Below are 23,723 nucleotides of genomic sequence, written 5' to 3' on the forward strand. Positions count from 1 at the left end.
TGCCCCTCGTTCATTCCGGACGCGTCACGCGGCCCGCGGCGTCCGCCCCACCAGCTCGGTCCAGTGGACGGTCCGCTCGCACCACCGCTCCAGGAGCACCCGGTCGTGCCCGACGGCGAGCAGTCCTGCGTCGCTCTCGCGCCGGTACTCCTCCACGGCGTGCACGAGTGCCGCGGTCGTCGAGGCGTCGAGCATCGCCGTCATCTCGTCGCAGATCAGCCAGCGCGGGCGGAGCACCAGGGCGCGGGCCAGGCAGGCGCGCTGGAGCTGGCCGTCGCTGACCTCGTGCGGCCTGCGGGCAAGGAGGTCCTCGCCGAGGCCGACCGTGGCCGCCAACTCCCGTACGCGCTCGCCGACTTCGCTTCCGCGCCCGGCCGCGCGGAGCGGTTCGGCGATCAGGTTCGTGAGGGTGAGGCGCGGGTCGGCGGAGAGGCGGGGCTGCTGGAAGACAACACCGAAGGCGGTGCGCTGGGCGCGGGGGGCGCGGTGCCGCCAGCCGCGGGCGGGCTCACCGTCGATGACGACGCGGCCCGACTCGGGCTTGTGCAGCAGGGCCGCGACCCGGGCCAGGGTCGACTTGCCGCAGCCGCTGGGGCCGAGGAGTCCGAGGGAGGCGCCGGGAGCGAGCGTGAGGTCCACCCCGCGCATGACGGGGGCACGGCGGTCGTATCCGGCGGTGATGGCGAGGAGTTCAAGCACGGGGTGCCTCCAGCAGGGCCGCCGTATGGGGGTGGTGGCAGGCGACCCCGGCCACGGCCTGCGGCACGCTCCCGCAGGCCTCGTCCGCTCCGGTGCAGCGTGCCGCGAACGCGCATCCGCTCGGCAGCGCGGAGAGCTCGGGCGGCATGCTGGGGATCGGCGTGAACTCCCGCTCCGGGAGGGCGTTCAGGAGGCCGCGCGCGTAGGGGTGCCGGGGCCCGGGGGTGCCGAAGAAGTCCTCGGCGTCGGCGAGTTCGACGATGCGGCTCGCGTACATCACGGCGACGCGGTCCGCGATGCGCTCGGCGGCGGCGAGATCGTGGGTGATCAGGAGCAGCGCGCGGTCCTCGCCGACGTGCTTGCGCAGCTCGTCCACCGTGCGGTCGACGAGGTCACGGTCGAGGCCCGTGGTCGGCTCGTCGGCGAGCAGCAGGGGCGCGTCGCCGATGAGCGCGAGCGCGGTGGCGGCGCGCTGGGCGAGCCCGCCGGAGAGCTCGTGCGGGTAGCGGTCGAGGTGCCCGGCGGGGAACGCCGCGCGATCGGCGGCGGCCTCGGCGGCCTTCCGCAGCTGCGGGCGGCGCACGTCCGCCAGCTCCCGCAGGGTCTCCTCCAGCTGCGCACGGACCGTGCGCACCGGTGTCAGGTGCGCGGCCGGACTCTGCGGTACGAGACCGACGCGCCGCCCACGGACCGTGCGGGCCAGGGTGCGCTCGTCCGCGGCCAGCAGGTCCTGGTCGCCGATGAGCGCGGACCCGGCCGTCTCCGCGTTCTGCGGAAGCAGCCCGAGCAGCGCGGAGGCGAGCACGGACTTGCCGCAGCCGCTCTCGCCGACGAGGGCGAGGCACTCCCCCGCCGCCAGGTCGAAGTGGGCGTCGGTGACGGCGGAGACGAAGGTGTCGCCGCGCATGCGGAACCGTACGGAGAGTCCTCGTACGGAAAGCACCGGGGACGAGACGGGCTCGATCGCGGTCTCGGTCTTGGTCACGGCGGTCACAGCATCAGCTCCGATCGGCGCCGGGGATTGATCCGTTCCCGCCAGGCGCCCGCGAGGCCCGCGATCGCCAGGGTGGGCACGATGATGAACAGGCCGGGGAAGAGCGTCGGCCACCAGTCCCCGGCGAGGAGCGAGCCGCGCGCGCTCTGCACGAGGGTGCCCAGGCTCGCCTGGTGGGTGGGGAGTCCGAGGCCGAGGAAGGACAGCGCGGACTCGTGCCAGATGGCGTGCGGCACCATCAGGACGGCGGCCAGACCGGCCTGCGGCAGTACGCCGGGCAGCAGATGCCGCACGGTCACGCGCAGCCGCGACGCACCCCCGGAGATGGCGGCGTCGACGTACGGGCGTGACCGCAGCGACAGCACTTCGGCGCGCACGATGCGAGCCGTGGACAGCCAGTGTGTGAGCGCCACCGAGACGACCACCGGCCACACACCAGGCCGGAACATCGCCACGATGAAGATGCCGAGCAGCAGGTGCGGGACGGACGAGAAGACGTCCACGAGCCGCATCACGATCCGGTCGACCCAGCCGCCCGACGCGGCGGCGAGCGCGCCTACTGCCGTGCCGATGACGGTCGCGACGACGGCCGCCACCACACCCACGAGGAGTGAGACCCGCAGCCCGTACACGCAGCGCAGGAGCAGATCGCGTCCCACGTCGTCGGTGCCGAAGGGGTGCCCCCAGGAGGGCGGTTGGAGCTTGGCCGCGAGGTCGACGGCCTGTTCGTCGAGGTTCACGAGGGGCGGTACGACGAGGACGGCGAGGACCACCGCCGCGACGATCACCGCCGAGGAACGCACCCGCCACGCGCGCGTGGAGCGGCTCTTGGAAGCGCCCCCGAGGGAGGCACGCCATGTCACGTCAGCCATCGAATCCCACCCTCGGGTCGGCGAGGCCGTACAGCAGGTCGGCGAGGAGGTTGCCCAGGAGCACCGCCGCCGTCGCGAGGACGGTGAGCGCGGCGAGCAGCGGGAAGTCCACGGCGGTCGCCGCCGACACGGTGGCCGCCGCGATGCCGGGCCAGCTGAAGACGGTCTCCACCAGGAGCGCGCCCGTGATCAGTTCGGGCACGCGGGAGCCGATCAGCGTGAGCACCGGCAGCATGCCCGAGCGCAGTGCGTGACCGAGGAGCACGGTCCGTTCGGCGAGGCCACGCGCGCGTGCGCCGCGGACGGGGTCGTCGCCGAGCGCGTCGCCGACCCCTTGGCGTACGTAGAGGACGAACCACGGCAGCTGCGAGATCGCCAGGACGGCGGCGGGCAGCACGAGGTGGCTCGCGACCTGCCCGGCGGTCACGGCCGAGCTCGCGGTGTCCGTGAGCCCACCCGACGGCAGCACCCCGAGCTTCAGGGCGAACAGCCAGACGGCGAGCAGGCCGATCCAGAACGGCGGGGCGGCTTCGAGCGTGTAGGCCAGCGAGGTCACGACGCGGTCGAGCCAGCCGCCTGGGCGGCGCGCGGCCAGGACGCCGAGCATGGTGCCGACGAGGATGGCGAGCAGGAACGCGGTGGCGGCGAGCAGTACGGACCAGCCGATGCGCTCACCGATGACGTCGGAGACGGGCTGGCGCAGGGTGCTCGAATCGCCGAGGTCACCGTGCACGGCCGACGTCAGCCAGTCCCACCAGCGCTGCGCGAGCGGCTGGTCGACGCCGAGATTGGCGCGCAGCTGGTCGAGGTTCTCCTGCGAGGCGGTGAGCCCGGCCGTGCCCGCGTACGCCTTGACGGGGTCGAAGGGGGACGCGGCGGCGATCGCGAAGACGCCGAAGGTCACGGCGAGCAGGACCGGGACGGCGAACAGGGCCCGCCGTCCCGTCATGCGCGCCATCGGCCCCCAGGGGAGCTTCCGGAGCGCGGACTTCACTGCTTCGGCTGCCAGTCCTCGACGTTCCACCACGGGCCGGACGCGAGGCCGTGGTCGTGCGGCTCGGTCTGGGTGGTCAGGTCGCCGAAGCGCTTGTCGACGACGTAGAGGTGGTCGATGTGGGTGAGGAAGGTGTAGCCCGGGTTCTTCACCAGCTCGCGCTGGACGGTGTCGTACGCGGCCTGCCGCTCGGCGTGGTCGCCGCTCTCGCGGGCCTCGTCGAGCGCCTTGTCGACCTTGGGGTTGTCGTAGTGGGCCATGTTGTTGAAGCCGTCACCGGCGAGCGAGGACTTCAGGAGCGTGTACTGGTCGAAGTCCGGGTCTGCCGGGGAGCCGCCGCCCGCGAGGACCGCGTCCTTGGGCATGCGCGGCTCGATGACCTCCCACGTGCCTGCCTGGACCTCGACCTTGACGCCGAGCTTCTTGGCGTCGGATGCGTAGGCGAGGGCGTGGTCCTGGCGGAGCTTGTCGCCGGAGAGGTACCAGAGCGGGAACTTCGCCTGGACGCCGTCCTTCTCGCGGATGCCGTCCTTGCCCGGCTTCCAGCCCGCGTCGTCGAGGATCTTCTTGGCCTTGGCGGCGTCGAACTTCCGCTCGGTGCCCTTGGTGAACCAGGGGCTGTCGGTCGGGACGGGGCCGTAGGCCTCCTTGCCCGCGCCGTCCAGGATCGAGTCGACCATGGCCTTGCGGTTCACGCCGGTGTCGAGCGCGCGCCGGATGTCGGTGTCGCCCGTGACCTTGTTGCCGGTGGGCAGGGTCACCACGCGGTAGTCGAAGGTCTTGGCGGCGTAGGACTTCTTGTTGCCGTCGCTCTCGTACTTCTTGGCGAGGTTGGGCGGCAGGATCGCGCCGTCGAGCTCACCGGCGTCGAGCCGGGTGGCCCGGATGTCGTCGTCCTTGATGATCGCCATGGTGAAGTTCCTGACCTTCGGCGTGCCGCCCCAGTAGCCGGGGTTGGCCTTGAAGGTGAGCTTCTCGCCCTTGGACCACTTCACGAGCTTGTACGGGCCCGTGCCGACCGGCTTGGTGGTGAACTCGCCGGTGTTCACGTCCTGCTTGCCGGCTATGTGCTCGGGAGCGATCGGCAGGACGGTGCGCTCGGCGAAGGGCGCGTAGGGGTACTTGAGGTGGAAGACGACGGTGTCGTCGCCCTTCGCCTCTACGTTCTTGACGGCGTCGAGCTCGGTCTTCGCGGCGTTGTTGGTCTTCTTGTCGAGGATCGTCTCGTACGTGAAGACGACGTCCTTGGAGGTGAAGGGCTTGCCGTCGCTGAACTTGACGCCCTTGCGCAGCTTGAACGTGTACGTCTTGCCGTCGTCGCCGACCTTGGGCAGCTCGGCCGCGAGCGCGGGCTTGAGCTTCATCTCGGCGTCGTGCGTGAGCAGACCGTCGAAGATCTTGGAGTTGCCGTCCTTGCCGTAGCCGAGGAGCGGGCTCAGGGTGTCCGGTTCGTAGGCGATGCCGACGACCGCGGAGTCCTTGGCGCCACCCGCGTTCTTGCCGTCGCCCGGCGCCGAACAGGCCGAGGCGGCGACCGCCAGTGAGGCGGCCGCCGCTACCGCGCCCGTACCCCGTATCGATCGGGCCCTCATGCTCCACACCCCTACTGAAGATCAAACGTTATTGCGAACGGGTCGCAATTATGCCTCATGTAATGGGTGGGTAAAACGTGCGGGCCGTACCAAGTGGATCACGGCGGCCGCGGCCGCCGAGGTCAGGGCGCGGGCAGGTTCACCAGTGCGGCCAGGCTCTTCCGGTGCCGCCCCACCGTGCCGAGCGCGATCGAGTCGGCCTTGGCCCGCTTCAGGTAGAGATGGACGGGGTGCTCCCAGGTCATACCGATGCCGCCGTGCAGCTGGAGCGCCTCCTCGGCGATGTGCACCGCGGCGGGCGACGCGTAGGCCTGCGCGAGAGCCGCCGCGACATCGGCGTCCTCGCTTCCGGCGGCGAGGGTGTCGGCCGAGTTGCGGGCCGCGGCACGGAGGTTGACCACCTCCAGCCAGAGCTGGGCGAGGCGGTGCTTGAGTGCCTGGAAGGAGCCGATGGGCCGGTTGAACTGGTGCCGTTCCTTCGTGTACCGGACGGTCTCGGTCAAGCACCAGTCGGCGAGGCCCAGTTGCTCGGAGGCCAGGAGCCCGGCACCCGCCCGCAGACCACGCCGTACGGCGGGTCCGGATTCCGGACCGACCACGCGCGCGCGTGCCCCATCGAAGGTGACTGTGGCCGGCGGCCGTGTGAGGTCGAGCGAGGTCTGTGGCGTGACGGTCACGCCAGCGTCTTCCGCGTCCGCCGCGAAGAGCCCCGCATCCGTCGGCACCAGAAGCACATCGGCGGCGACCGCGTCGGCGACACCGGTGACGCTGCCGTGCAGGGCGCGGTCCTCCGCGCGTACGCCGGGCAGCACGCCGCCTGGAGCGGTGGCCAGCGGCACGGTGAGCACGCCGACGGTTCGTCCCGACGCGAGCGAACCGAGGAGTTCCCTCGCCGCGTCACTGTCGCAGGCCAGCAGCGTCTCGGTGGCGATGACGGCACTGGTCAGATACGGCACGGGCGCGACCGCCCGGCCCAACTCCTCGAGGACGACGGCTGCTTCGCGGTGCGTGGCACCCTGGCCGCCGAGTTCCTCGGGCACGAGGAGGCCCGCGAGACCCATGCCGTCCGTGAGCGCCTTCCACAGCTCGCGGTCGTGCGGCTCGGCCGTCTCGCTGCGGGCGAGCACGGCGGTGGCGTCGCAGCGATCGGCGAGGAGGTCGCGTACGACCGAGCGCAGCGCCTCTTCCTCCTCGGAGTACAGCAGGTCGCGCGGCGCGGGCTGCGGGATCTGTGAGGGCTGCGTACTCATCGGGCGAGGTCCTTCCACGCGACGTCCTTGTCGGTGCGCGGCTCGGAGGGCAGTCCGAGTACGCGCTCGGCGACGATGTTGAGCAGCACTTCGTTCGTGCCGCCCTCGATGCTGTTGCCCTTGGTCCGCAGATAGCGGTAGCCGGCGTCGCGGCCGACGAAGTCGACCGTCGCGGGCCGCCGCATCGTCCAGTCCTCGTACAACAGCCCTTCCTCGCCCAGGAGTTCCACCTCCAGGCCGCTGATCTCCTGGTTCAGGCGGGCGAAGCCGAGCTTCATGCCCGAGCCCTCCGGACCCGGCTGCCCCGCGACGAGCTGCTGGCGGAGGCGCTCCCCGGTGAGCCGGGCTACCTCGGCCTCGACCCACAGCTTGAGCAGCCGCTGGTGCAGATCGTGCGTGCGCAGCTCGGGGCGATCCCGCCAGGCCTCGACGACCGGGCCGATCATGCCGCCCTCGCGCGGGATACGGGCGCCGCCGATGGACACGCGCTCGTTCATGAGGGTGGTCTGCGCGACCTTCCAGCCGTCGCCGATCTCACCGAGACGGTGCCCGTCCGGGATACGTACGTCGGTGAGGAAGACCTCGTTGAACTCGGCTTCGCCGGTGATCTGCCGCAGCGGCCGCACCTCGACGCCCGGGTCGGTCATGTCGCAGACGAAGTAGGTGATGCCACGGTGCTTGGGCACCTGTGGGTCGGTGCGGGCGATGAGGATGGCCCAGCGGGCGGCGTGCGCGCCGGACGTCCACACCTTCTGCCCGTTGACCACCCAGGTTCCCCCACTCTCGGCCTCGCCCGAGTGGGAGGTGCCACCGTCGTCACGGACGGCGCGTGTGCCCAGGGCGGCGAGGTCGGATCCGGCGCCCGGCTCGCTGAAGAGCTGGCACCACACCTCGTCGCCGACCCACAGCGGCCGCAGGAAGCGCCGCTTCTGCTCCTCGGTGCCGAAGCGCAGGATGGTGGGCGCGGCCATGCCGAGGCCGATCCCGATGCGGCGCGGGTCGTTGTCGGGCGCCCCCGCGGCCTCCAACACGGCGTCCACGACGGCCTGCAGCGACCGCGGAGCCCCGAGCCCGCCGAGGCCCTCGGGGTAGTGCACCCAGGCGAGTCCGGCGTCGAAGCGGGCCTTCAGGAAGGCGGTCCGTTCCGTTGCCGCCGGCGGGTGCGCGGCGAGGAACTCCTCGGTACGGCTGCGCAGTTCGGCGGCGTCCGTCATGCGTCACCTCCCTCGGGGACCACGGCGACCCGCCCTGTGGTGACACCGTCGGCGACCCGCTGGACAGCGGCGGCCGCCTCACCGAGCGGTACGCGTTCGCTGATGAGCGGCTTGATCGCCCCCTTGGCCGCGAGCTGCGTGAGCTCCTCGTGGCAACGGAGGATGGCCGCGGGGTCCTTGGCGTTGTAGAGGCCCCAATGCAGGCCGAGAACCGCGTAGTTCTTCACGAGGGCGTGGTTGAGCGCGGGCGTCGGGATGACTCCGCTCGCGAAGCCGACGACGATGATCCGCCCCTCGAAGGCGACGCACTTCGCGGACTGCGTGTACGCGTCGCCGCCCACGGGGTCGTAGATGACATCGGCGCCACGACCGCCGGTGGCTTCCTTGACGGCGCCGATCACGTTCTCCGTACGCCGGTCGATGACCAGGTCGCAGCCGAGCTCGCGCGCCACCTCGGCCTTCGCCGCGCCGCCGACGACACCGATGACCTTGGCGCCCGCCGCCTTGCCGAGCTGGACTGCCGCGCTGCCCACTCCCCCCGCGGCCGCGTGCACCAGGAGGGTCTCGCCCGCCTGGAGGTGCGCGCGGCGGTGCAGGCCGAACCAGCCCGTCTGGTAGCCGATGTGCAGCGCGGCGGCCTCGGCGTCGTCCAGAGCGTCGGGGGCGGGCAGCAGGGCCGCCGTGTCCGCGATCGCGTACTCGGCGAAACCCCCGTACGGAAGAGCGGGGTTGGCGATCACGCGCCGCCCGTCCTCGGTCTCGCCGCAGATCTCCACGCCGGGCGTGAAGGGCAGCGGGGGCGTGATCTGGTACTGCCCGCGGCAGAGCAGGGCGTCGGGGAAGTTGATGTTGGCCGCGCGGACCTTGAGGAGCAGCTGTCCGTCGCCGGGCACCGGCCGGTCCACGGCTTCGAGGCGCATCACCGCGCTCGGCTCGCCGTTCTGGTGCACTTGCCATGCCTGCATGCGGGGCCTCCACGGGGCTTTCGTAGACCAAGCTCCGTCGCATACTAAGCGGTCGCTTGCAGCCAGGGGAACCGTCTCGTCAGCCCGTTTTGGGCCGCGCCCTCACGTGCATCCGCTCGCCCTGCGGCCCGAACAGACTGAGGAATTCCGCCGACCCCTCCCCCGTGGACCCGAACCAGTGCGGAAGGCGCGTGTCGAACTCCGCCGCCTCGCCCGCCGTGAGGATCACGTCGTGATCGGCGAGCACGAGGCGCAGCCGCCCCGACAGGACGTACAGCCACTCGTACCCCTCGTGGGTCTGCGGATCGGGCTGGGTGGTCCGGGAGGGCTCGAAGACCTTGTACGCCTGGAGACCACCGGGCTGGCGGGTCAGCGGGACCATCGTGCGGCCGTGCCGGACGATCGGCTTCGCCCGCACCCGCGGGTCACCGACGGGCGGGGCGCCGACCAGCTCGTCCAGGGGGACCTGGTGGGCGCGGGCGATGGGGAGCAGGAGTTCGAGGCTCGGCTTGCGGTGGCCGGACTCCAGTCGGGAGAGGGTGCTCACGGAGATGCCGGTGGCGGCGGCGAGGCCCGCTAGCGTCGCGCCGCGTTCCTTGCGGGTTCTGCGCAGGCGAGGCCCTACCTCGGCCAGCACACCGTCCAGACTCGCGCCGTCGTCGTTGTTGTCTGTCATTCCTCCATTGCAGTATCGGCAAACTTGATTGTCAATCCCGCGCCCTCGATGCGACGGTCTCCGTGGAGGTGGTCACGATGCACAGCAACACGATGAACAGCAACACGATGGACAGCGACATGATGAGCGGCGACATGGCGAACAGGGACAGCAGCGCGTACGACGTGCTCGTCGTGGGCGGCGGCGCGGCGGGACTGAGTGCGGGGCTCGTCCTCGGACGGTCACGGCGCCGCGTGCTGATCGTGGACGCGGGCGAGCCGCGCAACGCGCCCGCCGCCCACATGCAGGGCTTTCTGTCGCGGGACGGCATGCCGCCCGCCGACTTCCTCGCCGTGGGGCGGCGGGAGGTGCAGGCGTACGGAGTGGAACTCGCAGACGATCAGGTGACGGCCGTACGGCCCGACGGCTCCGGGGAGTTCGAGGTCGATCTCGCGGGCGGCCGGTCGGTGCGCGCCCGCCGCGTCGTCCTGGCCACCGGCCTGGTCGACGCACTGCCGGACGTGCCGGGCCTTGCCGAGCGCTGGGGCCGCGACGTGCTGCACTGCCCGTACTGCCATGGCTACGAGGTGCGGGACCAGCCCTTCGGCGTGATCGCCTCGCCGGTGAGCGGCATTCACCAGGCGCTTCTCGTCACCCAGTGGTCCAAGGACGTGACCCTGTTCCCGCACACCGCGTCGGAGTTGTCCGGCCACGACCGGGAGAGGCTGGCCGTCGCCGGGGTCACGGTGGTGGAGGGCGAGGTGACCGGGCTCGACGTGGTGGACGACCGGCTGGCGGGGGTGCGGCTCGCGGACGGTCAGGTGATCTCGCGCGCGGTGCTGTTCGTGGAGGCGGGTGCGGTCCCGCGCGACGATCTGGCGACCCGGCTCGGAGCGGCCACCCAGGACACTCCCTTCGGGCCCTACCCGGCCGTGGACGCGACCGGCCGCACGAGCGTGCCCGGCGTATGGGCCGTGGGCAACGCGGCGGGCCCCAAGGTGCAGGTGGTCAACGCGGCCGCCGCGGGCTACCAGGCGGGGCTCGTGATCAACAACGAGCTCGTCCTCGCGGACATCGAGGAGGGCGTGGAGGTGCGGCGCCGGCACGTCCTGGCGCAGGCATGAATTCCGCACGGGGCATGGAGTGTTGAAGCATTACGCGATAACGATGCGGCCATGACGGACGACGCGAACGAAGGGGTGTTGCCGGGACTCCCGGCCCCCGCCCCGCCGGGCACGAGCGCCCTGCCCGCGGGAACGTACGACGGGACGGTCGTCCTCGTGACCGGCGGTGGGACCGGCCTCGGCAAGGCGATCGCCACGGAGTTCGCACGCCTCGGGGCGGATCTGGTGATCGCCGGCCGCAAGGAGGAACGGCTGAAGGCGGCACGGGACGAACTCGCGTGCCTCGGCGGGCGGGTGGCGGCCGCGCCGTGCGACATCCGTGACCCGGACCGCGTCGCCGAGGTCTTCGACGTCGCGCAGGACGCCTTCGACCTGCCGGACGTCCTGGTCAACAACGCGGCGGCGAACTTCCCCGTGCCCGCCGAGGACATGTCCCCGAACGCGTGGCGCTCGGTCGTGGACATCACGCTGAACGGCACGTTCTTCATGACGCGGGAGTTCGCCCGCCGCCATCTCGCGGCGGGCACGCCCGGCTCCGTCATCAACATCGGGGCGTCGTACGCGTGGGCGGGCGGCCCCGGCTTCGCGCACAGCGCCGCGGCCAAGGCAGGCGTGAAGAGCCTGGTCGAAACCCTGGCGGTGGAGTGGGGACCGTACGGAATCCAGGTCAACGGCCTGGTGCCGGGCCTGATGCCGCACGAGGACATGACCGCGGACATCCGCGACAACCTCGACCGGGCGGCACCCTCGCGGGAGCACGAAGCGGTGGACCGGCAGCGCGAGTTGAGATCCCGGCAGCCGGCCCTGCGCGTCGGCGCCCCGCGCGAACTGGGCTGGGCAGCGACCTTCCTCGCCTCGCCCTACGCCCGCTACATCACCGGGCACACCCTGGTGGTGGACGGCGCGAACTGGCAACGGCGGGGCCTGGTGAGCCCGGAGGTGGTGCCGGTGCGCGCGCAGATGGGGCGGGGGCCCTTCGGGGAGCAGGCGGCGTCTACTTCCCCTCGAACGTCGCGGCTCTCCGCTCCCCCTTCGCCGCGTACCCGGCACGTGAGTCCTCCGACGTCAGGGTGATCGCCGCGTTCAACGCGACCCGGTCCAGGGCCGCGTCCATCCCCGCGTCCGCGAACGCGTCGATGCCCCGCTTGATGCCCTGGACGGCCAGGGGGGCGTTCGCCGCCATCTCCGAAGCGACTTCACGAGCCGTTTTGCTCAACTCGTCCACAGGGGTGCGGAGTTGCACGAGACGCAGTCGCTCGGCCGTGGCCGCGTCGATGCGGCGGCCGGTGAGCGAGAGCAGCTTCGCCCAGCCGGCGCCCGCCTCGCGCGCGATGCGCAGATCGCCGCCCGCATCCACCGCGACGCCGATCTGAGCCTCGGGCAGCGCGAACACCGCGTCGTCGGACGCGATCCGTACATCCGCCATCAGCGCGAGTTCGAAGCCGAATCCGAGGCAGTACCCCTGCACCGCGGCGACGACCGGCTGCGGGAGACGCGCGAACGTGCGGAAGCGTTCATGGACCCAGCGCATGCCCTCGTAGTAGTTGCGGGTGCGCTCGGAGACCGAACGACCGCCGATCGCACCGCCGTTCAGGTCGGTGACGTCGATCCCCGCACAGAACGCCCGCCCCTGCGCGCGCAGCAGCACCGCCCTGATCGAGTCGTCGAAGCGGATCCGGTCGGCGAAGATGCCGAGCTGGCGCGTGGACTCCCAGCTCCACGCGTTGAGTTTGCGCGGATGGCAGAGGGTGAGGATGCCCAGACCGTCCTCGATGTCGAGGCGCAGCCGCTCCTCACCCTCCGGGATGTCCGTGCCGATGGTGTCGATCATTCAGCACCAGCTCCAGCCTCTGTTTCTGACGGGCCGTCAGGACGACGACGTGCCGTCAGCGTAGTGGCGGTGGCTCAGCGACTGAAGACCTCGAAGGCCACCGCGGGCTTCCCGCCGAAGCGCGGTGCCAGCTGCTGGGCGTAGCCGATGAGGAACTCACGGCAGTACTTCTCGGGGTCCTCCGTCGTCAACGCCTCGATGTACGTGCGGTGTTCGAGGAGCGAGGCCACGGAGCGCTCAAGGCCTGCCGTCGCGTCCACCGCGTGGGTGGGCGAGGACGAACCGGCGACGGCCACCCAGCGCACTCCGTCCCAGGGCTCAAGACCGTCCTCCTCGATCAGCTCGGGGAAGATCCAGCGGTTGCCCGCGTCCGCCACGGCGTCGAGCGTCGCGCGGCCGACGGCGACGTGGTCCGGGGTGTTCCACGCGACGCCACCCCAGGTGTCGCGGTGGTTGAGCGTGATCACGAGCTCGGGCCGGTGCCTGCGGACCGCGGCGGCGATGTCGCGGCGCAGCGCCGTCCCGTACTCGATCACGCCGTCCTTGTGGTCGAGGAACTCCACGGCCGACACACCGACGACCGCCGCGCTCGCCTGCTGCTCCCGCTCGCGCAGTGGGCCGCACGTGGCGGGGTCGAGGGTGTCGATGCCCGCCTCACCGCGGCTGGCCAGGAGGTAGGCGACCTCGCGCCCGCCGTCCGTCCATCCGGCGATCGCGGCGGAGCAGCCGTACTCCAGGTCGTCGGGGTGGGCGACGACGGCGAGGGCCCGCTGCCAGTCCTCGGGCATGGGGGTGAGCTGGTCGTTCTCGTTCAACGGCTCTGTCATGCCGGCAGCCTAGCCGCGCGGAGCCCGGTCAAGGGCCCGTCAGGCCTCGCCCCTGGCGAGGGCGAGGAGCCGGTCGAGGACGCGCGGCGAACCCACCCGCAGTCCGTCGTGCTCGTACTCGTCGGTGACCCAGGTGCGCAGACCGCGGATGGAGCGGGCGGTGCGCAGCGCGTGCGCGGTGTCGACGTACATGTCGTCGTGGTAGATCGCGGCGGCGGCCGGCACCTCGTTCGCTGCGAGGCGTGCCGTGTCGTACAGGGGCGCCCAGCCGGTGCGTGCGGCGAGGAGGTCGGCGGTCTCGCGCAGCGGCCGCAGGGCGGGGTCGCAGTCGAACTGCCAGCGCTGGACGGCTTCGCCGGTGAACAGGAGCGGCGCGTCCCCGGCAAGCGCCTTGCCCGGGTCGAACTGCGGGAACTCGCCACGCAGCCGCTGCGCAGACCAGTCGGTCGGCCGCTCGCCCTGGCCGTAGATGGACTCGTGCAGGAGCGCGAACAGGGGGTGGCTCCAGTGCGAGAGCGCGGCCTGTACGCCTTCCTGGAACGCGTCGGAGAGTGTGTGCCCCGCCGGGGTCCGCACGAAGGCGTCTTCGAGGAGGTAGTGGAGGCGGTGGCTGCCGTCGCCCGTGCCCAGCAGCATGCCGAGGGACTGGAACGCCTCGACGGTGAGGCGGTAGCCGCCGTTGAGGACCGGCTCGTGCTCGGCGATGTGGGCGGCGATACGGCGGGCGCGCTCGACGTCCTGGGGGTAGCGGGCGTAGTGGGCGGCGGTCTTGCGCTCCATGCGCGGGTAGGCGGCGCGGTAGACGTCGTCCGCGTGGCCGTCGAGCGTGGGCAGGCCGCCGGTGATGATGGCGGTGTGCAGGCCTTCAGGGGCCGCCGAGAGGTAGTGGGTCGCGCAGAAGCCGCCGAAGCTCTGGCCGAGGACGGTCCAGGGGGCGCCGCCGGTCAGCTCGCGCCTGATCAGCTCGCAGTCGCGGACGATGGAGTCGGCACGGAAGTGCGTGAGGTAGTCGGCCTGTTCGCGGGGGCCGCCGCGCAGCGGGAGCGTCTGGCGCGTCGCCGGAGTGGAGCTGCCGGTTCCGCGCTGGTCGAGCAGGAGCACCCGGTAGTCCTGCAAGGCCCTGCCCAGCCATGCCTCCTTGCCCACGAAGCGGTTGGCCCCGAACCCGGGGCCGCCCTGGAGGTACACCAGCCACGGCAGGTCGGCGTCCCCCCGGCCCCCGTGCGCACTCGCCACGGCCTCGCGGGCGAAGACCTCGATCCGCTCCCCCGCCGGGTCGTCGTGGTCGAGGGGCACGGAGAAGCGGTGGTCGGTGAGGACGACACCGGGCTGGCGGTAGGAGGCGGTGGCGAGGGTCAAGGGGGCTCCTGGGCGACATACGGCATGGGACGATCCGCCCCAGTCCAGCACACCCGCCTCGGAGGCGGTCAGCGGGGCGCCAGGCTGGAGCGCCGCACCACCAGCTCCGGCTGGAGGACCACTCGCCGGTGATCGTGCTCGTCGGGATCGGCGTCCGACTCGGTCTCCTCCAGGAGGAGTTCCGCGGCCATCGCGCCCATCTTGATGGCGGGCTGGCGCACCGAGGTGAGCGGCACGACGGCCGCCGCGGCGAACTCGATGTCGTCGTAGCCGACGATGGCGATCTCCTCGGGCACGCTCACCCCGGCCGCGTACATCGCCTGGAGCACCCCGAGAGCGAGCAGGTCGTTGGCGCAGAAGACGGCGGTCGGCCGTTCGGCGAGACCGAGGACGCGGGCGCCCGCGTCGCGTCCTGCGGCGACATCGAGGCGTTCAGTGGGCAGCTCCCGCAGCGCAGACGCCGGCAGACCGGCCTCGGCGAGAGCCTTCAGTGCCCCCTCTCTGCGGTCCTTGACCTGGTTGAGTCCGGGCGGTCCGCTCACGTACGCGATGCTGCGGTGCCCCGCGTCGACGAGATGGCGCACCGCGAGCGCCCCGCCGAGGACGTCGTCCACGGAGACGGAGCACTCGGTGGCGCCCTCGGCCACCCGGTCGACCAGGACGAACGGGATGGAGTGCCTGCGGAACGCCTCGATGTTCCGGCCCGTGGCGTCCGCGGGGGTCAGCAGCACGCCACGTACCCGCTGTTCGGCGAAGAGCGCCAGGTATTCGGCCTCTTCGGAGGGGCTCTGTCCGCTGTTGCACATCATGACGCGGAGCCCGGCGTCGCGCGCGGCCCGCTCGGCACCGCGCGCGACGTCCACGAAGAAGGGGTTGCCCATGTCGAGCACGAGCAGCGCCATGATGCGGCTCTGCCCCGCGCGCAGCTGCCGTGCGGACTCGCTGCGGACGTAGCCGAGCCGGTCGATCACGGACTGCACCCGGTGGCGTGTCTCTTCGGAGACGACGTCCGGGCGGTTGATCACGTTCGACACGGTGCCCACCGACACGCCGGCGTGCTTCGCCACGTCTTTGATGCCGACCATGCGTCCCCTTGTTCCGTTGCGCGTACGGCGCCTTGTGCGCCGTCGCGTGCGATCCCCTCAGAATTTGTACTGGTCGATGTTCTTCTTGTCGAAGACGGTCGGCTCACCGAGATCGACGACCCCCTTGTCACCGATGGTGAAGCCTCCCAGGTCGCCCGCCTCGAACTTCTCGCCCTTCTTGCCGGTGATCTGGCCGGACTTCAGGGCCACGGCGGCGTGCGCCGCGAGCGCGCCGAGTTCGGCCGGGTCCCACAGCTCGAAGCCCTCGACGGTGCCGTTCTTCACGTACTGACGCATGTCGTTGGGGGTGCCGAGGCCGGTGAGCTTCACCTTGCCCTTGTACTTCGATCCCGAAAGGTACTGGGCTGCGGCCTTGATACCGACGGTCGTCGGCGAGATGATCCCGGCCAGCTTCGGGTGCTCCTGGAGGAGGCCCTGGGTCTGCTGGAAGGACTGCTGGGCGTCGTCGTTGCCGTAGGCGGTCTTCACCAGCTTCATGTTCTTGTACTTGGGCTTCTTCAGCTCGTCCTTCATGTAGCCGATCCAGGTGTTCTGGTTCGTCGCCGTCTGGGCGGCGGAGAGGATCGCGATGTCGCCCTTGTAGCCGAGCTGCTTGCCGAGCAGCTCCACCTGCGTGCGGCCGAGCGCCTCGGCGCTGGACTGCGAGACGAACACGTCACGGCACCCCGGGTTGGTGTCCGAGTCGTAGGTGACGACCTTGATGTCGTTCTTCATGGCCTGCTTGAGGGCGGTGCACAGGGCGCCGGGGTCCTGCGCGGAGACGGCCATGGCGTCGACCTGCTGCTGGGTGAGCGTGTTGACGTAGGAGACCTGTCCGCTGGTGTCGGTGGCGCTGTTGGGGCCGGTCTCCTTGTACGTCGATCCGAGCTCCTTGAGGGCCTTCTCGCCCCCCTTGTCGGCGACGGTGAAGTACGGGTTGTTGACCTGCTTGGGCAGGAAGGCGACCGTGAGGCCCTTCTTGGTCGGGGCGTCCGGGTCGGCCTTGGCGTTCGATGCCTTGGCCGCGTCGTCGTCCTTCGACGACTCCTTGGTGGTGCCTCCGCAGGCGGTGGCGGTGAGGGCGAGCGAGGTGACGGCTGCCAGGGCCACGCAGGCGCGGGTGAGGGCGGTGCGGCGCACGGGTCGGCGGACGGATCGGCGGGGAGAGAGCATCGTTGGTCCCTTTCGGACTTTCGAGACGGTACGAGGGGTCAGCGGGCGGGAGCCGCGGCGCGGCGGCCCGCTCGGGCGACGGCGATCTGGCGGGCCACGCGCGGCCCGAGGACGGACACCACGAGCAGCACGCCGGTGACGACGATCTGCGACTGTGCGGAGACGTTGAGCAGGCTCATCGCGTTCTGCAGGGCGCCGAGCAGGAAGACTCCGGCGATCGCGCCGCCGAGGGTCCCCTTGCCGCCGTCGAAGTCGATGCCGCCGAGCAGGACGGCGGCGACGACGGACAGTTCGAGGCCAGTGGCGTTGTCGAAGCGGGCGCTCGCGTAGTGCAGGGCCCAGAAGATGCCCGTGAGGGAGGCCATGAGCCCCGTGGCGACGAACAGCCACAGCTTGTGCCGCTTGACGCGGACGCCCGCGAACCGCGCCGCCTCCTCGTTGGCGCCGATCGCGAAGAGCGAGCGCCCGAAGGGCGTGGCGTGCAGGACGACGACGGCGATGGCGAGCAGCGCCAGGAAGGGCAGGAAGGCGTACGGCAGGAAGGTGTCGCCGACTCGGCCGGCAGCGAAGTCCAGGTACTGCGAGGGAAAGTCGGTCACGGCGTCCGAGCCGAGCACGATCTGCGCGATGCCCCGGTAGGCGGCCATGGTGCCGATGGTCACGGCGAGCGAGGGCAGTCCGAGGCGGGTCACCAGGAGGCCGTTGACCAGGCCGCAGACGACACCGAGGAGGAGTACGAGCGGAATGATCGTCTCGATGGCCATACCGGCGTTCCAGAGGGCGCCCATCACGGCTCCGGAGAGCCCCGCCGTCGAGGCCACGGACAGATCGATCTCTCCGGAGACGACGAGAAGGGTCATCGGGAGGGCGATCAGCGCGATGGGCAGCGTGTTGCCGATGAGGAACGACAGGTTGAGGGCGTTGCCGAAACCGTCGACAAAGGAGAACGACATCAGGAGGAGCACGACAAGGAGAGCGCCGACAACGGTGTCCCAGCGGACGGCGCGCGTGACGTCGAGCCGGTTGGAGTCAGCCATGGCGGCCAGCCCTTCTGTTCGATGCGGCCTTCTTCGTCAGGGCCTTGGCGACGCGCAGGGCGACGATCCGGTCGACTGCGATGGCCAGGACGAGCAGCACGCCGTTGATGGCGAGCACCCACACGGAGCTGACGCCGAGCGCGGGCAGCACGCTGTTGATGGAGGTCAGGAGCAGCGCCCCGAGCGCCGCGCCGTAGACGCTGCCGGAGCCGCCGGTGAAGACGACACCGCCGACCACGACGGCGCTGACGACGGTGAGCTCGTAGCCGTTGCCGGTGGCGGAGTCGACGTTGCCGAAGCGGGCCAGGTAGAGCGCGCCCGCGAGCCCCGCGAGCGCTCCGCACGCGGTGTAGGCGGCGAGGATGCGCTTGCGCACCGGGATGCCGGCGAGCCGGGCTGCCTCGGGGTTGGAGCCGAGGGCGTAGAGCTCGCGGCCGCCGCCGAAGTGCCGCAGGTAGTAGGCGACCGCGACCAGGACGGCGAGCGCGATAAGACCCAGGTACGGCACCGCCGAGATCCCGCCGGAGCCGAAGTCGACGAAGCCGTCCGGCAGGTCGGACGCGGTGATCTGCCGGGAGCCGACCCATATGGAGTCGACGCCCCGGATGACGTAGAGGGTGCCGAGGGTGACGACGAGCGCGGGTACCTGGCCGAGGCTGACGAGCGCCCCGTTGAGCAGGCCGCAGCCGACACCGAGCGCGATGGCCAGGAGGATCGCGACCGTCGGGTTGCCGCCGCCCTGGAGGTAGTTGCCGGCGGCGAAGGCGCTGATCCCGAGCGTCGAGCCGACCGACAGGTCGACGTTGCGGGTGATGACGACCAGGGCCTGCCCCGTCGCGACAAGGACCAGGATAGTCGCGTTCAGGAGCAGGTCCTTGATGCCCTGCTCGGAGAGGAACTCGCTGTTGCCCGCCTGGGTGATGCCGATCATCACCAGGAACACCAGCAGGATGGCCAGTTCGCGCATCTTGAAGACGCGGTCCACCAGGCGCGTTCCCGCGGCCTTCTCCGGGTCCACGGCGGGCGCCGGGCTCTGGGTGGTCACGCTCATGCCGTCCTCCCTGTGGCGGCCGCCATCACGGACTCCTCGGTCGCCCGCGCGCGCGGGATCTCGGCGGCGAGCCGCCCTTCGTGCATGACGAGGACCCGGTCGGCCATGCCGAGGATCTCGGGCAGGTCGGAGGAGATCATCAGGACCGCCACCCCGTCGGCAGCGAGTTCGGAAAGCAGACGGTGCACTTCGGCCTTGGTGCCGACGTCGATTCCGCGGGTCGGTTCGTCCACGATCAGGACTTGGGGCCGGGTGGCGAGCCACTTGGCGAGGACGACCTTCTGCTGATTGCCGCCGGACAAGGTGCCGACGGCGTCGGCGATCCGCGAGTACTTCACCTGAAGCCGCACCGCCCAGTCGAGCGAGCGGCTGCGTTCGGCGCCGCGGTCCATGAGGCCGGCGCGCACCGTCGTACGCAGTCCGGTGAGTCCGATGTTGCGCTCGATCGACATGTCCATCACCAGGCCCTGGGCACGCCGGTCCTCCGGGACGAGGGCGAGCCCGGCCGCCATGGCGGTGCTCGGTGCGCCGTTGACCAGCGCCCTTCCCTGCACCTCAACTGTTCCGGCATCCCACCGGTCGACGCCGAACACGGCACGGGCGACCTCGCTGCGCCCGGCCCCGACGAGCCCCGCAAGCCCGACGATCTCCCCGCGCCGGACATCGAATGAGACATCGGTGAAGATGCCCTCGCGGGTCAACCGGCGGACGCTGAGCGCCACTTCGCCCACCCGCGTGTCCTGCTTCGGGTAGAGCTCGTCGAGGTCGCGGCCCACCATGCGGCGTACGAGGTCGTCCTCGGTCAGGCCTTCGAGCGGCTCGCTCGCGATCAGACCGCCGTCGCGCAGCGTGGTGACGCGCTGGCACAGCTCGAAGATCTCCTCCAGGCGGTGCGAGATGAACAGCACCGCGGCACCCTGTTCGCGCAGGGTGCGCACGACGCCGAAGAGGCGGGCCACTTCGCTGCCGGTGAGTGCCGCGGTCGGCTCGTCCATGATCAGGACCCGGGCGTCGAAGGAGAGCGCCTTGGCGATCTCGACGATCTGCTGGTCGGCGATGGAGAGGCCGCGGGCGGGCTGTTCGGGGTCGAGGTCCACGGCCAGGCGCTTGAAGAGCGCGGCGGCCGCGGCGTGCACGGCCTTGTGGTCGACGCGGCCGAAGGAGCGGCGTGGCTGGCGCCCCGCGAAGATGTTCTCCGCGACGGAGAGGTCGGGGAAGAGCGTCGGCTCCTGGTAGATGACGGCGACGCCCGCGTCCCTGGCGTCTCCTGGGCCGTGGAAGACGACCGGGGACCCGTCGAGCGACAGCTCTCCGGCGTCCGGCCGATGGACCCCGGCGAGGGTCTTGATGAGGGTTGATTTCCCTGCGCCGTTCTCGCCCGCGAGGGCGTGCGCCTCACCGGCGTACAGCTCCAGGGAGACGTCGTGAAGGGCGCGCACGGCCCCGAAGGACTTGCTCAGGCCCTGCACGGCAAGGACGGGGGGCTCTCTCATAGGTAGCACCGATCGGTCACGAAGGGGCATGCGGCTCATGGCTGCGGGACTCGGGCGGGCGGGGCGTCATCGGGAGTCACCCACCGGACACCCGGCGTGAAAGGTTTCAATCGATTTCCAGGGAAGCTAAACCCGCGCCAACTCCGCCGTCAATGGGCGGGACTTGAAATTCCTGTCTCGACTCGATGCGCCAAGGCCCAGACGTGCGAGACCCCTTGACAGCAGCCAGCGCTCTCCCTAGCTTCGCCTCTCGTGAAACGATTCACCGCCGAGTCGTTACGGAGTCGAGTTGTGATCAGCAGAAGACGTTTGCTCAGCACCACCGCCACGGCCGCCCTGGGGACGGCGATGGCGACGGGGGCCGTACCGACGGCCGCCGCAGCACCCTTCGCGGGAAACCGGTCCTTACGCGTGAGCGGGCCGACCGTCGAATACGTGAGTCACCCGCTCGGTCTCGACGTGCCCCGCCCGAGGCTGAGTTGGCCCCTGACGGCCACCAAGGAGGGCCAGGCACAATCCGCCTACCAGGTGCGCGTGGCCACCGCCCCGGGCCGGCTTTCCGAGCCCGATGTCTGGGACAGCGGCAAGGTCGCCTCCAGCGACTCGGTCCTGGTCCCCTACGCGGGCCCCGACCTCAAGTCCCGTACGCGCTACTACTGGTCGGTGCGGGTCTGGGACACCGCGGGCAGGGCCTCCGACTGGAGTGAGGCCTCCTGGTGGGAGACCGGACTCTTTGAGGCGAAGGACTGGACGGCGCGGTGGATCGGCGCCCCCACCTCCCTCATCGGCGCACCCTCCCTGGCCGACGCCTCGTGGATCTGGTTCCCCGAGGGGGACCCCGCGAACAGCGCCCCGGCGGCCACCCGCTGGTTCCGTGGCCGCGTCGATGTCCCCGAAGGGGTCACCCGCGCGCGTCTCGTCATGACGGCCGACGACGGGTACACCGCGTACGTGAACGGCACGCGGGTGTCGCACACCGAAGCGGACAGCGCCGCCGACAACTGGCGCCGCCCCGCGGTCGTCGACGTGACCGACGGGCTCCGCGCCGGCGCCGCGGTCATCGCCGTCTCCGCCACCAACGCCACGACCGGGCCCGCCGGTCTGCTCGGTGTGCTCGAGCTGACGACCGCCGACGGCGTGCGCACCTTCACCACGGACGGCACGTGGAAGGCCACTGACAAGGAGCCCTCGGGCGACTGGCGGTCGGCGGGGTACGACGACGGCTCGTGGTCGGCGGCGAAGGTGGCCGCGGCCTGGGGTTCGGGACCCTGGGGGAAGGTCGCCCCCGAACACTGCCCCGCGGCCCAGCTGCGCCACGAGTTCCGCCTCCGGTCGGGGAAGAAGGTCGCGCGGGCACGCCTGTACTCCACGGCCCTCGGCCTCTACGACGCCTGGCTGAACGGCGAGCGCGTCGGCGATGACCGCCTGGCGCCCGGCTGGACCGACTACGACAAGCGGGTCCAGTACCAGACGTACGACGTGACGAAACAGCTCAAGTCCGGCGCCAACGCGCTCGGAGCGACACTCGCGGTCGGCTGGTACGCGGGCAACGTCGGCATGTTCGGTCCGCATCAGTACGGTGAACAACCGGCACTCCTGGCTCAGTTGGAGGTCACGTACACCGACGGCTCCACCGACCGTGTGCTGTCGGGCACCGACTGGCGCGCGGCCATGGGCCCGGTCACCGCCGCCGACCTCCTGTCGGGCGAGGACTACGACGCGCGCCTGGAGACCGCCGGCTGGACGCGCGCGGGCTTCGACGACTCGGACTGGGTCGCGGCCGATGCCGTCGACGAGGTCGAGGCCGCCGTCGTGGCTCAAGTCGACGGGCACACGCGCGTGGAGAGCGAGATCTCCGCCCGGAAGGTGAGTGAGCCGAAGCCCGGCGTCTTCGTCTTCGACCTCGGTCAGAACATGGTCGGCGCGGTCCGGCTGAACGTCTCCGGGAAAGCCGGGACGAAGGTCCAGTTGCGTCACGCGGAGGTCCTGAACCCCGACGGCACGATCTACACCACCAACCTGCGGACCGCGCGTGCCACCGACACCTACACGCTCAAGGGCGGCGGCAAGGAGACGTTCGAGCCGCGGTTCACCTTCCACGGCTTCCGCTACGTGGAAGTGACGGGCTACCCGGGCACGCCGCCGCGCGACGCCGTGGTGGGCCGCGTGATCCACACGTCGGCTCCGTTCACCATGGACTTCAGGACCGACGTCCCCATGCTGAACCAGCTGCACAGCAACATCACATGGGGACAGCGCGGCAATTTCCTCTCGATCCCCACGGACACCCCCGCGCGCGACGAGCGCCTCGGCTGGACCGGCGACATCAACGTCTTCGCGCCGACCGCCGCCTACACGATGGAGTCGGCGCGCTTCCTCACCAAGTGGCTCGACGACCTGCGTGACGGCCAGGCCGACGACGGCGCCTTCACCGACGTGGCACCGTTCGTCGGTACGGTCGGCAAGGGCGTGGCCGGCTGGGGTGACGCCGGAGTGACCGTCCCCTGGGCGCTGTACCAGGCGTACGGGGACACGCGCGTCCTGGAGCAGTCCTGGTCCTCGATGCTGAAGTGGCTCGACTACCTGGAGAAGCACAGCAACGGCTGTCTGCGCCCCGCGGAGGGATACGGAGACTGGCTCAACATCCAGGACGAGACTCCCAAGGACGTCATCGGCACCGCCTACTTCGCCCACAGCGCCGACCTCGTCGCGCGGACCGCCGAAGCGCTGGGCAAGGACCCGGCCCCGTACAAGAAGCTCTTCGGAAGTGTCCGTGACGCCTTCCGCGCGGCGTACGTGACCGGCGGCGGGCGGGTGAAGGGCGATACGCAGACCGCGTACGTGCTGGCTCTGTCCATGGACCTGCTCGCCGACAGCGACCGCGCGCCGGCGGCCGCCCGCCTGGTGGAGCTCATCAAGTCCAAGGAATGGCACCTGTCGACAGGCTTCCTGGGCACACCGCGCCTGCTTCCCGTCCTGACGTCCACCGGCCACACGGACGTCGCCTACCGCCTCCTGATGCAGCGGTCCTTCCCCAGCTGGGGCTACCAGATCGACAAGGGCGCCACGACGATGTGGGAGCGCTGGGACTCCATCAAGCCGGACGGCAGCTTCCAGGACGCCGGCATGAACTCCTTCAACCACTACGCCTACGGCTCGGTGGGCGAGTGGATGTACGCCAACATCGCGGGCATCGCACCGGCAGGCCCGGGTTTCCGCAAGATCCTCGTCCGCCCGCGCCCCGGCGGCGGCGTGACCGAGGCGCAGAGCAGTTTCGACGCGCTCTACGGCCCGGTCAGCACCCACTGGAAGACGGACTCGGACGGGTTCCGTCTGACCCTGACCCTGCCCGCCAACACCACTGCCGAGGTGTGGATCCCCGCCGACAAGCGCTCTCAAGTCGCGCATGGCGCGGCGGAGTTCCTGCGGATGGAGGACGGCTGCGCCGTCTTCGCCGCCGCCTCCGGCACGCACCGATTCTCCAACTGACCCACCCCGACCGCCCTTT

The 23,723-nt window shown here is 71.0% G+C and carries 20 protein-coding genes; 3 read left to right on the plus strand and 17 right to left on the minus strand.

The annotated features are described in order from the left end of the window. Nucleotides 1-24: 24 nt before the first annotated feature. The 9 genes from ACZ5WE_RS08920 to ACZ5WE_RS08960 all read right to left on the minus strand — a co-directional run bounded on the left by ACZ5WE_RS08920 (nucleotide 25) and on the right by ACZ5WE_RS08960 (nucleotide 9,256). Complete coding sequence (locus tag ACZ5WE_RS08920; protein ID WP_467684344.1) at nucleotides 25-699, minus strand: ABC transporter ATP-binding protein; 675 nt, start codon at nucleotides 697-699, stop codon at nucleotides 25-27. Beyond that, a complete protein-coding gene (locus tag ACZ5WE_RS08925) occupies nucleotides 692-1,606 on the minus strand; it encodes an ABC transporter ATP-binding protein (protein WP_467685172.1) in 915 nt (304 codons plus the stop codon). Before ACZ5WE_RS08925 ends, ACZ5WE_RS08920 begins: the two co-directional genes overlap by 8 nt. An 83-nt stretch (nucleotides 1,607-1,689) precedes the next feature. After that, complete coding sequence (locus tag ACZ5WE_RS08930; RefSeq protein WP_467684342.1) at nucleotides 1,690-2,565, minus strand: ABC transporter permease; 876 nt, start codon at nucleotides 2,563-2,565, stop codon at nucleotides 1,690-1,692. Then, complete coding sequence (locus tag ACZ5WE_RS08935) at nucleotides 2,558-3,523, minus strand: ABC transporter permease (protein WP_467684340.1); 966 nt, start codon at nucleotides 3,521-3,523, stop codon at nucleotides 2,558-2,560. The genes ACZ5WE_RS08930 and ACZ5WE_RS08935 overlap by 8 nt, the downstream gene beginning before the upstream one ends. 32 nt (nucleotides 3,524-3,555) lie before the next feature. Continuing rightward, on the minus strand, nucleotides 3,556-5,151 hold the full coding sequence (locus ACZ5WE_RS08940) for an ABC transporter substrate-binding protein (protein WP_467684338.1): 1,596 nt from the start codon (nucleotides 5,149-5,151) through the stop codon (nucleotides 3,556-3,558). Between the two features lie 122 nt (nucleotides 5,152-5,273). After that, a complete protein-coding gene (locus ACZ5WE_RS08945) occupies nucleotides 5,274-6,401 on the minus strand; it encodes an acyl-CoA dehydrogenase family protein (RefSeq protein WP_467684337.1) in 1,128 nt (375 codons plus the stop codon). After that, a complete protein-coding gene (locus ACZ5WE_RS08950) occupies nucleotides 6,398-7,615 on the minus strand; it encodes an acyl-CoA dehydrogenase family protein (protein ID WP_467684336.1) in 1,218 nt (405 codons plus the stop codon). The genes ACZ5WE_RS08945 and ACZ5WE_RS08950 overlap by 4 nt, the downstream gene beginning before the upstream one ends. Beyond that, nucleotides 7,612-8,580: an NADPH:quinone oxidoreductase family protein gene (locus ACZ5WE_RS08955; protein WP_467684334.1), complete on the minus strand. Its 969-nt coding sequence runs from the start codon at nucleotides 8,578-8,580 to the stop codon at nucleotides 7,612-7,614. The genes ACZ5WE_RS08950 and ACZ5WE_RS08955 overlap by 4 nt, the downstream gene beginning before the upstream one ends. 79 nt (nucleotides 8,581-8,659) lie before the next feature. Continuing rightward, on the minus strand, nucleotides 8,660-9,256 hold the full coding sequence (locus ACZ5WE_RS08960; protein ID WP_467684332.1) for a helix-turn-helix domain-containing protein: 597 nt from the start codon (nucleotides 9,254-9,256) through the stop codon (nucleotides 8,660-8,662). A gap of 122 nt (nucleotides 9,257-9,378) precedes the next feature. On the opposite strand from ACZ5WE_RS08960, the gene ACZ5WE_RS08965 reads away from it, so the two are divergent. Then, entirely contained in the window at nucleotides 9,379-10,359 is a 981-nt protein-coding gene (locus ACZ5WE_RS08965; protein ID WP_467685170.1) for an NAD(P)/FAD-dependent oxidoreductase, read from the plus strand. Nucleotides 10,360-10,410: 51 nt separating this feature from the next. After that, nucleotides 10,411-11,433, plus strand: coding sequence for an SDR family oxidoreductase (locus ACZ5WE_RS08970; protein WP_467684330.1), 1,023 nt, complete (start codon nucleotides 10,411-10,413; stop codon nucleotides 11,431-11,433). On the opposite strand, the gene ACZ5WE_RS08975 is transcribed toward ACZ5WE_RS08970, so the two are convergent. The 8 genes from ACZ5WE_RS08975 to ACZ5WE_RS09010 all read right to left on the minus strand — a co-directional run bounded on the left by ACZ5WE_RS08975 (nucleotide 11,354) and on the right by ACZ5WE_RS09010 (nucleotide 20,215). Then, entirely contained in the window at nucleotides 11,354-12,190 is an 837-nt protein-coding gene (locus ACZ5WE_RS08975) for an enoyl-CoA hydratase/isomerase family protein (RefSeq protein WP_467684329.1), read from the minus strand. The genes ACZ5WE_RS08970 and ACZ5WE_RS08975 overlap by 80 nt on opposite strands. A gap of 74 nt (nucleotides 12,191-12,264) precedes the next feature. Beyond that, nucleotides 12,265-13,017 carry a PIG-L deacetylase family protein gene (locus ACZ5WE_RS08980; protein ID WP_467684328.1) on the minus strand — a complete coding sequence of 251 codons (753 nt, stop codon included), beginning with the start codon at nucleotides 13,015-13,017 and terminating at the stop codon, nucleotides 12,265-12,267. Nucleotides 13,018-13,056: 39 nt separating this feature from the next. Next, nucleotides 13,057-14,376, minus strand: coding sequence for an alpha/beta fold hydrolase (locus ACZ5WE_RS08985; RefSeq protein WP_467684326.1), 1,320 nt, complete (start codon nucleotides 14,374-14,376; stop codon nucleotides 13,057-13,059). 68 nt (nucleotides 14,377-14,444) lie between these two features. Continuing rightward, nucleotides 14,445-15,461, minus strand: coding sequence for a LacI family DNA-binding transcriptional regulator (locus ACZ5WE_RS08990; RefSeq protein WP_467684324.1), 1,017 nt, complete (start codon nucleotides 15,459-15,461; stop codon nucleotides 14,445-14,447). A gap of 57 nt (nucleotides 15,462-15,518) precedes the next feature. Then, nucleotides 15,519-16,634: a rhamnose ABC transporter substrate-binding protein gene (gene rhaS / locus ACZ5WE_RS08995; protein WP_467684322.1), complete on the minus strand. Its 1,116-nt coding sequence runs from the start codon at nucleotides 16,632-16,634 to the stop codon at nucleotides 15,519-15,521. 38 nt (nucleotides 16,635-16,672) lie between these two features. Then, nucleotides 16,673-17,671, minus strand: coding sequence for an ABC transporter permease (locus ACZ5WE_RS09000; RefSeq protein ID WP_467684320.1), 999 nt, complete (start codon nucleotides 17,669-17,671; stop codon nucleotides 16,673-16,675). Beyond that, on the minus strand, nucleotides 17,664-18,722 hold the full coding sequence (locus ACZ5WE_RS09005; RefSeq protein WP_467684318.1) for an ABC transporter permease: 1,059 nt from the start codon (nucleotides 18,720-18,722) through the stop codon (nucleotides 17,664-17,666). Before ACZ5WE_RS09005 ends, ACZ5WE_RS09000 begins: the two co-directional genes overlap by 8 nt. Beyond that, entirely contained in the window at nucleotides 18,719-20,215 is a 1,497-nt protein-coding gene (locus ACZ5WE_RS09010) for a sugar ABC transporter ATP-binding protein (protein ID WP_467684317.1), read from the minus strand. Before ACZ5WE_RS09010 ends, ACZ5WE_RS09005 begins: the two co-directional genes overlap by 4 nt. A gap of 291 nt (nucleotides 20,216-20,506) precedes the next feature. On the opposite strand from ACZ5WE_RS09010, the gene ACZ5WE_RS09015 reads away from it, so the two are divergent. Next, complete coding sequence (locus ACZ5WE_RS09015) at nucleotides 20,507-23,704, plus strand: alpha-L-rhamnosidase (RefSeq protein WP_467684315.1); 3,198 nt, start codon at nucleotides 20,507-20,509, stop codon at nucleotides 23,702-23,704. Nucleotides 23,705-23,723 lie beyond the last annotated feature (19 nt).

Source organism: Streptomyces sp. NPDC033180 (assembly GCF_055577645.1).